This window comes from Treponema sp. UBA7567 (genome assembly GCF_002476655.1).
Taxonomy (GTDB): Bacteria; Spirochaetota; Spirochaetia; order Treponematales; family Treponemataceae; genus Treponema_D.
Map to the genome: position 1 here is coordinate 3,245 of NZ_DLLH01000043.1, position 13,554 is coordinate 16,798.

Here is a 13,554-nt window from a genome sequence, read left to right on the forward strand (position 1 = left end):
TTTTTTTGTGAATTTTTTGTAAAATTTTTACTTTTACGGCCACTTATTATTATAGAAACTTTTTGAGAATTATTAAGGGGTCGGTTTTATGAAAATTTTTTCTTTTTCGCCGTTTGGATATGAAGGCTCGCTTGTTGCCGTTGAAGTTGATTTAAGGCGTGGAATTCCTGCTGTGGACGTTGTTGGGCTTGCGGACGGCGCTGTCAAGGAAAGCCGGGAAAGGATGCGTTCGGCGATCAGAAATTCTGGTTTTGAGTTCCCTTTGGAGCGGGTTTTAATCAGTTTGTCTCCGGCAGATTTGAAAAAAGAAGGGGCCGGTTTTGATTTGGCGCTTGCGCTGGCAGTTCTTGATGCTCAAAAAGGCAGTTTTTCTGAAAGAAGCGTGCTTGTTATGGGCGAACTTGAGCTTTCGGGGCTTTTGCGGCCTGTCCGTGGAGTTCATGCTGCTGCCGGAACCGCAAAGCTGGCAGGAATTGATTATTGCATTGTAAGTTCGCAAAATGCTGGCGAAGCAAAGGAAGTTGCAGGAATGAAGGTTTTTGCGGCGGAAAATCTAGCAGAAGCGTTTGATGCGCTTTATAAACCGGAAGTTTTTTGTGAAGGAAGAGAATTTTCTGAAGACCAGGGAGCGCCAAAAGGTTCTGTTTGGATCGAAAATGTGCTTTTTCCTCCGGTTGATGAAGGTTTTGAGATGGCGGAAATTTTCGGACAAAGAAAACTGATTCGCGCTTTGCAGGTTGCTGCGGCCGGCGGGCATAATTTGCTTGCTTTTGGGCCTCCAGGCTGCGGAAAAACGCTTGCATTGCAGAAATTTCCGGGGCTTTTGCCTCTTTTGCCGATGGAGGAATCTCAAAGCGTAACGAGAATTCACAGTTTGGCAGGGCTTTTGCCGCCGTCCGTCTCAATAATGCGAAAAGGCGATTTTAGAATGCCTCACCAGACTGCAAGCATAGAAGGAATTTGCGGCGGCGGAGTTAATTGCCGTCCGGGAGAAATTTCTTTGGCGCACAATGGAGTTCTTTTTTTAGATGAGGCTGCGGAGTTTAGGACAAGTGTTTTGCAGATGCTTCGTGTTCCTCTCGAAACCGGGACAATTACTTTGAGCCGGGCAGGACGCAGCACTGTCTATCCTGCGAATTTTCAGCTTTTGATGGCGGCAAATCCCTGTCCATGCGGAAATTACGGAGTTGAAGGAAAAATCTGTCTTTGCAGCGCACGTTCTGTGGAAATGTACTGGAGAAAATTTAGCGGGCCTCTTTTAGACAGGGTTGATTTAAGGGTTTGCGTTTCGGCAGTTGAAAAAGAAAGTAAAAATGACGGTGAAGAAAATGAAAATTTTTCAACTGGGGCTTTGCGTAAAAAAATCGCAGTGGCGGTAAAAAAACAGCGGGAGTNNGCGAGGCTTAGTCCGCAGCAAATTTCCGAATTTTGCGGCTTGAACGAAGAACAGGAACGATTTTTAGAAAATCAGCGGAAAAAAAACAGCTTGTCGCAAAGAGGAGTGAGCGCATGCTTAAAAATTGCAAGGACAATTGCTGATATGGAAAATCATTTGCGGATTGAATTTTCTGATTTAAGAGAAGCTGTCGAATTGAGAGGAAACAGCGGACCTTTAGAATTTGTTTTGCCGGGAGAATAGCTTACTTTTGCGGACGAAAAAGCCATTCTTCAAGAAAATAGATGCGAGCTTGCGGAAAAGCGTTCAAAAAACTCGCACAAAGTAAAAAAAAAGAACCTGTTAAAAAACAGATTCTTTTATACCGAAGAAGGGACTTGAACCCTTACACAGTCGCCTGCAAAAGATTTTGAGTCTTTCGTGTCTACCATTCCACCACTTCGGCAAACGCAAGTGCTATTATAGCAGAAAAAAATATTTTTCTGCAACACTATAATGCAATTTTTTTGTATAATAGGCTCGGAATAACAATGAATAAAGATTATATTGGCTGCGAACCGGAAAAAGTTTTAAAAGAAATTTTCGGCTACGATTCGTTCAGGCTTCTGCAGCGGAAAATCATTTCCAATGTGCTTAATAAAAAAGATACTCTTGCAATTATGCCGACTGGCGGAGGAAAATCCCTCTGTTACCAGATTCCCGCCTTGATTTTTGACGGAATTACTGTCGTTGTGTCGCCTCTTATTTCTCTTATGCAGGATCAAGTGGACAGTTTATTGGCTTCTGGAATAAATGCAGTTTTTTTGAACAGCACTCTTGACTGGGATAAATATCTTGAATCGATGAATTCAATTCGTCGTGGTGAAACAAAAATTCTTTATGTCTCGCCGGAAGGCTTGAGTTCTCCGAAAATTCAGGATTTGCTTCACGACAGCCACGTAAAAGTCAGCTGCATTACGATTGACGAGGCTCATTGTGTTTCTGAGTGGGGACACGACTTTAGACCGGAATTTCTTGAAATTTCTGCTGTAAGAAAACAGTTTCCAAATGCGGTTTGCCTTGCGCTTACTGCGACCGCTACGGCTCAGGTGCGGGCAGATATTATTCAAAACCTTGCGTTAAAAGAACCTGAAGTTGAAATTTCGAGCTTTGACAGGGCGAATATTTTTTTGTCGGTTGCCAGAAAAAACGATCCTGTAAGCCAGGTGGTAGACTGTATTCGCAGGCATTGGGACGAAAGCGGAATAATCTACTGTTTTAGCCGCAAGCAGGTTGATTCTCTTACGCAGATTCTTTTAAAACTCGGATACTCGGCTCTAAATTATCATGCCGGGCTTTCTGACGAGGAGCGAAAAAATCATCAGAATCAGTTTATCCGCGATCAGGTGCAGATTATGGTGGCAACTTTGGCTTTTGGAATGGGAATCGATAAGCCGAACGTGCGTTTTGTAATTCACTATGACTTGCCAAAGTCGCTTGAACAGTATTATCAGGAAATTGGACGCGCTGGACGGGATGGGCTTCCGAGCGAAGCGCTTTTGCTTTATTCCGGGGCTGATATTTTTAAAATAAGGCATTTTTTTACGGATGCCTCCGACCCTCAAAAATCAGAAAATCTCTTGCAGTCAATGACAGATTATGCTTCGGCACGTGAATGCCGGCGAAAAAAACTTTTGGCGTATTTTGGCGAATTTTATGACAACGAAAAAGAAAAAAATGCCCGCTGCTGCGACATCTGCTCAAAAGGCCCAGCTGTTCTTTCTGATATGACAATTCCCTGCCAAAAATTTATGAGCTGTATAATCCGCACAAATTCGCATTTTGGAGCGGCGTATATTGCTGATGTTCTTTTGGGTTCTAGAAGTAAAAAAATTCTCGACAATTCGCACAATATGATTTCGACATGGGGAATTGGCCGGGAACTTGACAAAGCTCAGTGGATGGAACTGGCTTCTCTTTTAATCGAAAAAAATTATCTTGTAAAAACCGGAGATTACGGCATTTTAATGCTCACAAAAGAAGGGCTTGGCGTGCTAAAAAACCGGGATAAAATTCTTCTTCCTTTTGAAAATGCCTTGCCGTCTGAAAAATCTCTCAAGGCTACGGGAACTTTTGTTCCGAAAAACCGGGCGGGCGCAGGTTCATCCGGCGGACTTCTTTTTCCAAAGCCTTCTGGAAAAAATGGAAAATCAAAAAAAACTTCTCTTCGGGCTGATTTTGTTCTTCGCAAAAAAACGGAAACTTCTTCTTTTGAGGGGAATGATGGGAATTTTCAAAAAAAAGCGCCCGACCAAAATACGCTTTTTATGATTTCCAGCTTAAAAAAGTGGCGGAAAAACAAGGCTGAAGAGATGAATGTTCCTCCGTATGTAATTTTTGGCGACAGGACTTTGCACGAGCTTGCGGCAAAAAAGCCAAAGTCGATGGACGAACTTTTAGACTGCTATGGAATCGGAGAAAACAAGGCGGCAAAATTTGGGAAGGAAATTTTGGAGCGGATTCAAAATTTTTAAAATGCATTAAAAACAAAAAAGCCACGCTCAGAAAAATGTCTTTCCGCCGTGGCTTTATCGGTTTTGTGTAGAACTGGAATTAAAAACTAAAAAAGTCTTCTCGCTTCAACATAAAATCTTTTTTCGCTAGCTTCGCCCATGCTGAATGATTTTCGAGGAAGCGGACCTCTGCCGTTGATTGTCGCAAAAAAGCAGTCTTTTGCAATCGGAGGCAGCAAAATTCCTGTATTGCCTTCTGTTTTTCCGAGTCCGACAGTCTCGTCGCTTCCGTGAATGTAATCAATCTGCGTTTTTTGAGCCTTATTTTCGGTCATAAAGCCGTCGATCACAGGCTGAAGAGCGGCGATCGCCAGATCTTTGACCGGAGTTTCGAGCATTTTGAACGAAGTTTTTCCATTTTTTGTAAAGATAAATCCGTATCGCGCGCCGTCTGCGCTCCTGGAAGCAACTTCTTTTTCAAGCTCAGATTCATTTTCCAGTTCGCAGACTTTTCCGCCAAGTTTTTGAGCAACAGTCAAAATGAGCTTTTCGCTGTCAATTCCAAACAAAACACGGTGAATCGGTTCAAAAGTCAGCCCTTCGTCATAAATGTTTACGATTTCGACAAGGGCATAGCGCACAGGAGAATCAGAAGGAAGACGGGATTTGTTTTCTTCCCAGACAGCTTTTGCTGTCGCAAGAGAGTGGTTTCCGTCGCCGACTGCAAAAAGGAAGGTGTTTCCGTCAGCATCTGTTCCGGCTTTTGCCAAATCAGAGAGCGCGCTTTCGAGCAGTTTTTCAGCGTCGCTTCCTTTTACAGCCCAGCCTGTAATATGGCCAGAATTTTGCATCAAATCGCCGTCATAAACCGGCATCTGCTTTTTTGCAAGTTTTCCGGCTCCTCCGACAAGCTCATCTTTCGGGTCGTTTGCAAGAAGCATGATATGCGGAAGCTCAAGTTTTGCGCCGTTTCTGATTTTCATTCTTGGCGGAATTCTCTCAGGAACAGTTGCTTCTGTCGCGCGAATCAAGGCTTTTGAGCCAGGTTTCCATTCGTAACTGTCCAAATCGACGCACATAACCAGGCCTTTTCGCGTGCGGCCGTAGGCGGTTTTTCTTTCAATATAGACACATTCTTCCTGCGGAGAATCAAAAACGCCTTTTTCGATGTATTCATCCATTGCAGACTGAATTTTGTGAATGCGTTCATTTTTTGAATCTTCGTCCGACTTGTCCAGATAAACTTCCGGAAAAATCAAGTTGAGCGATGACGGTTTTTCGCCGGCAATTTTTTTTGCGTTTTCCCAATATTCGCGGTCTTGAGTGTATTGGTCGCAGGCAATAACCGACCAGGTTTTCAAATCAATGTTTTTTGGCAAAAGAATCTGCGGAATAGCAGTTCCAAATTTTTCAAAAGTTTTCATTGCTTTATTCTAGCGAATTTTTACCGTGTTGGGAATTCTCTGACATCCTTGTCAATTTTTTTGTATTTGGGCGTTTCCTGGCTTTTTTTACTTTTGTTTTGCCTTTGCCGTTTTAATTTTTTTTGGAAAAAAGTTTTTTTCCTGAAAGAATATGCCAGGCCGGGCTTTTCGTGGTTCCGCCTTTCGGCTTCATTGCTTCGCTCCGCCCTGCTCCGTTCCGCAACGGCTCCGCCGCCACTACAATCCCTAACGCGTTAGCGTTAGGACGTGCGCGCCCGCCCTTTGTCATTGCCATACTTGAAATCCTCTGTCATTGCCGTACTTGAAACCCTTTGTCATTGTCGGACTTGAAACCCTTTGTCATTGCCATACTTGAAAGCCTCTGTCATTGTCGGACTTGATCCGACAATCCCGTGCAATAGATTCCCTTGTCAAGCAAGGGAATGACAATCGTTAAAAAAACAGCCCCCGCCGCAAAGCAGAAGCCACATCTTTCTTTATGGAAAATTCCGCTTTTCTATGCTATATTCAAAAAGAGGCGAAACATGACTTTAGTGATAAAAAACGCGGACAACAAACTTGTGGAAATGATAGACGCGATAAACAAGATGAGCAAAAAAGTTTATTCCTACGTAAAAGAAGATGAATATCCGGCAGAACTTGTGGAATCAATCAAAGCAGGCGAAAAAGAATACAACGCCTCAGTCAAAAACGGCACGCTGAAAACCTACGCCACCGCTCAGGAAGCGTTCGCAGATTTATGAAATACAAAATCTATTTTACGTCGGCATTTAAGAAAGACGCAAAATAGATTGCTGCGGACGAAAAGTCAAAAACAATTGAAATTATCAACAGGCTTGCAGACGGCGAAATTCTTGAGCCGAAATACTGCGACCATCAGCTGACAGGAAAACTAAAATCTTACAGAGACTGCCACATAAAGCCCGACTTAGTCCTGATTTATAAAATCGAAAAAGACATTCTCCAGCTATCCGCTTTCCGAATAGGAACACACAGCAAACTGTTCGGGAAATAAAAAAAACAGCCCCCCCCGCCGTAAAGCAGAAGCTGCCTGAAAAAATACAATGCGAAGCAGTCTTATGCAACAGCTCTCCGGGTCAAGCCCGAAGATGACATAAAACTAGCCTGTCATTGCCGTACTTGAAACCCTCTGTCATTGCCGTGCCCGCTCTTTGTCATTGCCGGACTTGAAATCCTTTGTCATTGCCATACTTGAAACCCTTTGTCATTGCCGGACTTGAAATCCTCTGTCATTGTCGTGCCCGCTCTTTGTCATTGTCGGACTTGATCCGACAATCCCGTGCAATAGATTCCCTTGTCAAGCAAGGGAATGACATTGCGAATTGAACTCACTTTCCGCGTTTTGCGACTGTTTCGTTCACGCGGTTAATTTCAGTCTCAACGCCCTTCGCAAAGTCCGCTACCGCCGTGTTTCCCACAACCGCCATCGTGTTAAGGTACGGAACAATCTTGTCGTTTATCACAGAAAGAATCGGCTTCTTGTAGCTTGACGCGCTCGCGCCCTTGCTGCCTTCCGCCTTTACAAAAGCGTCGTTCGCCGCCGTGAAGTTGTCCTGCGCCGCTCTGATTGCCGAAACCAGCTCCGCAACACCGTCCAGCTTTTCAATGCTCGCCTTCGCTTCCGCCGATGAAAAATCCCCGATCAGGCTTTCAATCATCGAGCTTTCAGAAACGTAGCTCGCGCTCAAAATGCCCGACTTCGCATACTTGTCGTAAACCGCCTTCAAGTCAAGAGCCGCAGCTTTCTTCTCCTCCACCGGAAAAACCGCGTAGCCCGAAAGAAGCGCGCCCAGATTCTTGATTGCCTCGTCGCGCCTTGAGTCCGCCTCGTCAAGATTCGACACAGCCTTGTCCTGCAAGATTGCAGCCGTAATCGCGTCGCTTAAAGTTGTAAGCTCCGCTATCTGGCCTTTTAGGAAGGTGTCTTCCTGAGCCTTTGTATCTGCGCCGAAAATGCGGATGATTGAATCCGAAAGCCCGTCCACCTCGGTGATTCTGGCTCTAGCTGTAAGTTTGTTCATAAATTCCCCCTTAGAAAACTTTTTGAACTGATAAATCGCGCTGCCAATGCAGCAGCCGCGAAACCTGATAAAAATTATAGCACGGTTTTCTATATTGTCTGATTTTATCAGATAAGTTTTTTAGCGGATTTTTGCCGATTTAAAAAACTGAACTCCGCAATCGGCGCAACGCCGAAACTGGAAATTTGAAAAAACTGTAATCGGCACAATGCCGAAGCAAGAAAATTGTAAAAGACGGCATTCGGCGCGACGCCGAACAAAGAAATTTGTAAAAGTCAGCAATCGGCGCGATGCCGAAGCAAGAAATTCTCAAAAGCCGGCAATCGGCACAATGCCGAAGCGGAAAAAATTCCGGCTAACCAAGCCAATCCAATGCCTTTTCAGTGATTTTTCTATACCAGTCCTGTTCGTTAGAGCTTGATTTTGCAATTTCTTTTGAATGCTCAAAAAAGGCTTTCACTTGGTTGGAATCTGGCGTATAGTCAGCCTTAAATGAATCTTCAATCATTTTTCTGAAAATATTCAGCGGAAGAGGAACAATAGCCGATTTTCCGCCGTAATAAGAAATATTTGTGTGGTACAGCATATAAAACTGGGCAACGCAAGCCTCATTTATCGTCGGAGCAATAAAAAGTCCGTAAGTTTCCCTGCCGCTTTCTTTCTTCAATTTGCCTAAATGGCGAGAAACAGGTTCTCCTTCCATTTCATACTGTTTTTGACCGGTTGCCGTTGTAACTTCAACAATCAAGTCAAAATCATCATAATTGCAGACAATATCCGCCATGTTTCCTTGAGCCGTTGACATAGGGTTTCCAAAATCATCAAATTTCAGGTTTGCCTTTATGTTTCCGCCGTCAAGCATTGTCATTGCGCGCCAAGTGTTCCATTCAAACATCAGAGGAACATCTGAAAGCTCGCTGTTTCGCTTTGGAATCAAATCAAATATCTGCTGTATGTCGTCATACTGCTTGTAGTCTTTTATTTCGGAAACCTGATTTCTGATTATTTCGTTTTTCTTTGCAAGAAGCGCGTCATCAAGCTTTTCTTTTAACTCAAGAATCGAAAGATTTTCATTGATTTTTTCATAAGGAAGTTCTGTTTTAAGTTTTTCAATTAACGCTGTTTTATCATCTGTTAAAAGTTTTGGAAGTTCCGGATTGCCAAGATATTCAATATATTTTTCTTCATCATCAATAAAAACAGGTTCTCTGCTTACATTTTTCAATATAAATTCAACGTCAGCCTTTTTTTCCGGCATAATTGAAAGCGACTTTCCAAGCTGAGAGATTGAAACTAACCCTGTCGAACGCAAATATCTGACACAGGCGTCCGCATAATCACGCATATTGCTCATCTTTTTATTGAAAAATTCTTTTGCAGTTTTTGTCGTGCTTTCCCTTGTTGAAAATTCTTCAGCCTCGATTTCTTCTTTATATATTTCCTGCAGTTCGTTATAAAAATACGATTGTTTAAATTCTTTATATTTTTTCGTAGTTGTTGTGCGCTGTTTTCTGAAATCTTCTATTTTTTTAACAATTTCATCAAATTTTCTGTAGTCCGTAATCTGCAGACCGAAAATCACAAGCTCATCGAATTTCAATGTTCCAAGCTTGTGTATAAGCCTTAATATTTCAAGATATGGCTTTACAAAAAACTTTGCCGCTTTTTCTGACGGCTCATGGTAAGGAGATGGAATTTGAAATTTTAAAAGCTGGCGCAGGAATATTTCTTCTGTGCGTTTTGCAGAGACAAGCTGTTTTCCAGCAGGAGTTAGGTTTATTGCAGGCGCAAGTGTTATAAAGCCTAGAGATTTTGGAGCTCTGTTTATCCTATCGCGTGCACTAAAATCAGGAGAATTTTCGCCTGAACCATGAAAAAAGTTTTCATTTCGCAATAACTGCATGAATTGAACTTGCGTCTGAACATTCCATTTTTTTCCAGAGAAATTTTTTGCAAGCAAATTAATTTCCGGAATCATTTTTTCTGGTGTTCGTGGCGAAGTTGTCATAAACACAACTTTGCTGTCAATTGACTTTGCCAAGCTCTACTCCTTGTAATTTGCAACTAAAATATGTGTTGCAGCAGCCTTAAATCTATTTCTAATGTTTACCGCATAACTTTTTTCATATTCATCGATAATTAAATTTCCATACAACTCTTCTGTTAAATGAGTTCTTCCTATTACAAGGAGAGCTTTGCATGGCAAATTTTTAAAGTCCTGAGCAAGTTTTCTATGGGCATCATCATTAAAACCGTCTTTATACTGCTCATTTCCATAATCAGAAAAAACGCAGTCATAAGGTGGATCAAGAAAAATAAAATCATCAGATTTTGCCATATCAAATATATTCTTATAATCTGAATTAAAAATTTCTGCATTTTTCAAAAGTTCTGAATGTTCTTTTGTTACAAGGGAAGTATTTAAATGCTTGTAACGTCCATAAGGAACATTGAATTCGCCTTTTGAATTGTAACGAATCATTCCAGAATACGCGGTTTTGTTTATAAAATAATATAAAAGTGCATCAGAATATTTTTTTTCAGATAAGCCATTGAACATATCTCGGATTGAATAATAAAAATCTTCATTTTTATCTTCAACACGTTCATCAGGAGTTTTTGATTTTAACACTTCAAAAGCTGAGCGGTTTTCTTCGTATATTTTTTCTACATTATCAAGTTCAATTCTTAAATTTGAATAGTCTGACTGAACTCCTTTGTAAAAAGAAATCAGTTTTTCATTTATATCGTTTATAATTGCATTTTTCGGCTCAAGATAAAAATAAAGTGCGCCTCCCCCAAAAAACGGCTCTATGTATTTGCCAGAAAACTGAGGAATGTGCTTTTGAATATTCGGAATCTCTTTAGATTTTCCGCCACGATATTTTATAAGCGGTTTCATTATAAAAACACTATACACATTTTTTGACAAAACTTCCATAGTGTTTTGCATTAGGGATTTGCAAACCTGCGGTTTGCTGCGAGATTTTGCTGACGNNTGACGCAAAACTCGGGTATTTGACGTGTGCGCTTGCGCGCACGTCCTAACGCTAATGCGTTAGGGATTGTAGGGGCGGCGTAGCCGTTCCGAAGCGTAGCGTAGGAATGGAGCGAATAGCGTAACCCCGAAAAGCCCGGCGGAGCGAGTTTGCTCTGCAAACTCGTGAAGCAAAACGAAGTTTTGCGGCGAACGCCCATGAAAAAAATTGTCCAAAATAACGTGCGGTTTTTGGGACAAGAATCGTATATAAATCTTATAAATTGCCCTCTAACGCGATGTTAAAAAAAGTTGTATAATTTATATATGTCAGAAATTCCTTCGTTTTCTTTACAGCAGCGCGTTTCTCAGCAGCAGCGGCAGGTTCAGGCGCAAAAATTGAGCCAAAAACAGCTCATGTCCTTAAAACTTCTTGCAATGTCTTCCCTCGATTTGCGCCAGGAAATTTATACGACAGTTGCCAGAAATCCTGCTCTTGTAATTACAAAAGATGCTGCGTTTGACGGCGTAAAAGATGCGAAAGTTTCTGGAATTTCTTCTGACAACCTTAAGATCGGTTCTGTAACTCAGGCTGGAAAAATTGCAAGCGACAATTTTCAGTCTGCGCTCGAATCTTCTCCAGACAATCGGGAAACTCTTTCTGAACATCTTGAGCAGCAGTTTTTGTCGGTTTTTCATTCACCTGCGCAGGAAAAAATCGGACTTGCCTTGATTCACAATTTGGACAACCGCGGATTTTTTATTTTTGACCCTTATTCGCTTTTAGACAAAAAAGATTCGGCTCAAACTCCAGAGCTTCTCGAGAAAACAATTTCTGAAATTCAGCAGCTTGATCCTGTCGGAACTTGCTGCAAAGATTTTGAGGAAAGCCTTTTTATTCAGGCAAAAGCAAATGAAAATTCTCCAAAAGCGGCGCTTTTTATTTTGGACGGACATTTTGATTTTTTAAATCCTCCGCAAATTCCAAAAATCCTAAAAAAAATCCGCAATTTTGCCCGCGAAAATCCAGATGACGCTCAAAAATTTGGCTTGATGGACTTTACCGAAACTCAAATTGAACAGGCTGTTGCTTATATCAGACAACTCAATCCTTTTCCGGCCTCAGAATTTTCGCCTTCTGACAATATCTGCATTGCGCCCGATGTTTATGTCGAAAAAAACGAGGAAACTGGTGAATATACTGTCCGCGCAAATGATGAAATTTTGCCGGTTGTTGAACTTTCCAAAGATTTCTACGAACTTTCGCTGGACAGAAGCCGGGTTACAAAATCTACCGAAGGATCTGAAAAAAAACGTTCCGAACATAGGTTTATAATGGAAAGTGTCCGCTCTGCAAATGATTTTATGGAAAGTCTTGCATTTAGAAAAAAAACGCTTTTGCTTGCCTGCCAGCAGATTGTGCGCCTTCAAAAAGATTTTTTTGAAAAAGGGCCTCGTTATTTAAAGCCGCTGCGGCAAAAAGACGTTGCGGCGATTATCAATGTTCACGAAGCGACGATAAGCCGCATGGCAAATGAAAAATATCTGCGATGCAGCCAGGGACTTTTTAAGCTTTCATTTTTCTTTACAAATGCTGTCGGTCAAAACCTGCCGGAAGAAGACATTCCAGCTTCAAAGCAGGGCGTTATGGCGGAATTGGAAAAAATTCTTGAAGAGCACAAAGATGATAAAAAACCTTTGAGCGATCAGAAAATTGCAGATATTTTGCTTGAGCGCGGAGTAAAAATTGCACGGCGGACTGTTGCAAAATACCGCTCCCAGCTGAACATAGATTCTTCGTATTCAAGACAGTAAATTGTGTGCGCAAAACCCGGTTATTTTCGTGTGCGCTTCCGCGCACGGCCGGGCTTGCAGCCCGGATGCCTGCATGCTTCGCATGCTGCGGCTTTTGCTTGCGCAAAACCCGTCTTTTTTTCGTGTGCGCTTTCGCGCACGGCCGGGCTTGCAGCCCGGATTGGAACCCCGGAGTTGCCGGAACGGCAATGAGCGGCTAGCGAAGGGTGGAAAGCCGGTTTTTGCGGCAACTGGACGGTTTAGCCGAAAAACTTTTCTTTTTAGAAAATTGCGCTCCAAATTCTTTTTAAGTTTTTAAAATATGCTAAAATTAAATTATGGTTGAAAGCAAAAAAATTTTTGATTTAGCGGTTATTGGCGGCGGGCCGGCGGGAATTTCTGCGGCAATTTATGCTCGCCGTGGCAACTTTGAGGTTTTGGTTTTGCACAACGGCGGCGGATCATTGGAAAAAGCGCACAAAATTGAAAATTATTACGGTTTTAAGGACGGAATTTCCGGGGCGGAACTTTACAATGAGGGGCTTTTGCAGGCGGAAAATTTGGGAATTGCTGTAAAAAAACTGGAAATTACGCATTTTGAGGTAAACTCAAGCGGAAATTTTGAAATTTTGGCTGGCAAACAGAAATTTGAGGCAAAATCTTTGGTTCTTGCCACGGGAAACAAAAAACTTCGTCCAAAAATCAAGGGCTTGCAGGATTTTGAAGGAAAAGGCGTCAGTTTTTGCGCTGTCTGCGACGCTTTTTTTTACAGAAAGAAAAATGTCGTAGTCATTGGAAACGGAAAATTTGCGTTGAGCGAGGCTGATGTGCTTGCAAATGTCGCTTCTTCCGTAAAAATTCTTACAAACGGTGAAAATTGCGATGAATTAAAAAAATTGAACACAAAGTATTTTGTTGATGAACGAAAAATCGAAGAAATTAAGGGCGACGAAAATTCTGGACTTGTAAACTCGCTTGTTTTTTTTGACGGAGAAATTTTAAGCGCGGACGGAATTTTTATTGCGCTGGGAGAAGCTGGCGCCGCAGACTTTGCAAAAAAAGCAGGCATTTTTTTGGACGGCGACAAAATAAAAGCTGACGAAAAAATGCAGACTAATTTTCCGGGGATTTTTGCCTGCGGAGATTGCACGGGCGGACTTTTGCAAGTAAGCAAAGCGGTTTTTGAAGGGGCATTGGCAGGTTTGAGCGCGATCGAGTTTTTGAGGAATAAACCAGGAAGTTATTCAAAAAACTGATAAAAAAGTTTTTTATGCCGCTTAAATGCAGCAAGTTGTTGAAATGCAAGGATTTAAAACAAAAAAAAGCCAACTCCCGGACTTGAACCGAGTACCTGCTCGTTACGAGGGAGCTGCTCTACCAGGTGAGCTAAGTTGGCGTACTTGGATAT

10 protein-coding genes and 2 tRNA genes are annotated in these 13,554 nt (G+C 42.1%); 6 read left to right on the forward strand and 6 right to left on the reverse strand.

All coding sequences use genetic code 11. The features are described from left to right. Positions 1-88 precede the first annotated feature (88 nt). A complete protein-coding gene (locus B3Y13_RS05250; RefSeq protein ID WP_296693170.1) occupies positions 89-1,639 on the forward strand; it encodes a YifB family Mg chelatase-like AAA ATPase in 1,551 nt (516 codons plus the stop codon). A 119-nt stretch (positions 1,640-1,758) separates the two neighbouring features. Here B3Y13_RS05250 and B3Y13_RS05255 read toward each other — a convergent pair. Then, a tRNA-Leu gene (locus tag B3Y13_RS05255) sits at positions 1,759-1,841 on the reverse strand. Positions 1,842-1,926: 85 nt separating this feature from the next. Between B3Y13_RS05255 and B3Y13_RS05260 the strand changes: the two genes are divergently transcribed. Then, on the forward strand, positions 1,927-3,909 hold the full coding sequence (locus tag B3Y13_RS05260) for a RecQ family ATP-dependent DNA helicase (protein WP_296668194.1): 1,983 nt from the start codon (positions 1,927-1,929) through the stop codon (positions 3,907-3,909). Positions 3,910-3,995: 86 nt separating this feature from the next. Here B3Y13_RS05260 and B3Y13_RS05265 read toward each other — a convergent pair whose 3' ends face one another. Further along, positions 3,996-5,312 (reverse strand): DUF1015 domain-containing protein, encoded by a 1,317-nt coding sequence (locus B3Y13_RS05265; protein ID WP_296693173.1) that lies wholly within the window; start codon positions 5,310-5,312, stop codon positions 3,996-3,998. 545 nt (positions 5,313-5,857) lie between these two features. Here B3Y13_RS05265 and B3Y13_RS05270 point away from each other — a divergent pair. Beyond that, positions 5,858-6,076: a hypothetical protein gene (locus B3Y13_RS05270; protein WP_296668191.1), complete on the forward strand. Its 219-nt coding sequence runs from the start codon at positions 5,858-5,860 to the stop codon at positions 6,074-6,076. Between the two features lie 74 nt (positions 6,077-6,150). After that, positions 6,151-6,348, forward strand: a complete 198-nt coding sequence (locus B3Y13_RS09915; RefSeq protein ID WP_414718187.1) for a type II toxin-antitoxin system YafQ family toxin — start codon at positions 6,151-6,153, stop codon at positions 6,346-6,348. 334 nt (positions 6,349-6,682) lie between these two features. On the opposite strand, the gene B3Y13_RS05275 is transcribed toward B3Y13_RS09915, so the two are convergent. From B3Y13_RS05275 to B3Y13_RS05285, 3 genes are all read right to left on the reverse strand, one after another. After that, positions 6,683-7,375, reverse strand: coding sequence for a DUF6261 family protein (locus tag B3Y13_RS05275; protein ID WP_296693176.1), 693 nt, complete (start codon positions 7,373-7,375; stop codon positions 6,683-6,685). Between the two features lie 355 nt (positions 7,376-7,730). Next, on the reverse strand, positions 7,731-9,416 hold the full coding sequence (locus B3Y13_RS05280; RefSeq protein WP_296693178.1) for an AlwI family type II restriction endonuclease: 1,686 nt from the start codon (positions 9,414-9,416) through the stop codon (positions 7,731-7,733). 3 nt (positions 9,417-9,419) lie between these two features. Further along, positions 9,420-10,277, reverse strand: coding sequence for a DNA adenine methylase (locus B3Y13_RS05285; protein WP_296667884.1), 858 nt, complete (start codon positions 10,275-10,277; stop codon positions 9,420-9,422). Between the two features lie 402 nt (positions 10,278-10,679). Between B3Y13_RS05285 and rpoN the strand changes: the two genes are divergently transcribed. After that, positions 10,680-12,167 (forward strand): RNA polymerase factor sigma-54, encoded by a 1,488-nt coding sequence (gene rpoN, locus B3Y13_RS05290; protein ID WP_296693181.1) that lies wholly within the window; start codon positions 10,680-10,682, stop codon positions 12,165-12,167. 317 nt (positions 12,168-12,484) lie between these two features. Then, positions 12,485-13,402 carry an NAD(P)/FAD-dependent oxidoreductase gene (locus tag B3Y13_RS05295; RefSeq protein ID WP_296667887.1) on the forward strand — a complete coding sequence of 306 codons (918 nt, stop codon included), beginning with the start codon at positions 12,485-12,487 and terminating at the stop codon, positions 13,400-13,402. 67 nt (positions 13,403-13,469) lie between these two features. Here B3Y13_RS05295 and B3Y13_RS05300 read toward each other — a convergent pair. Continuing rightward, positions 13,470-13,542, reverse strand: a tRNA-Thr gene (locus B3Y13_RS05300). Positions 13,543-13,554: the final 12 nt, after the last annotated feature.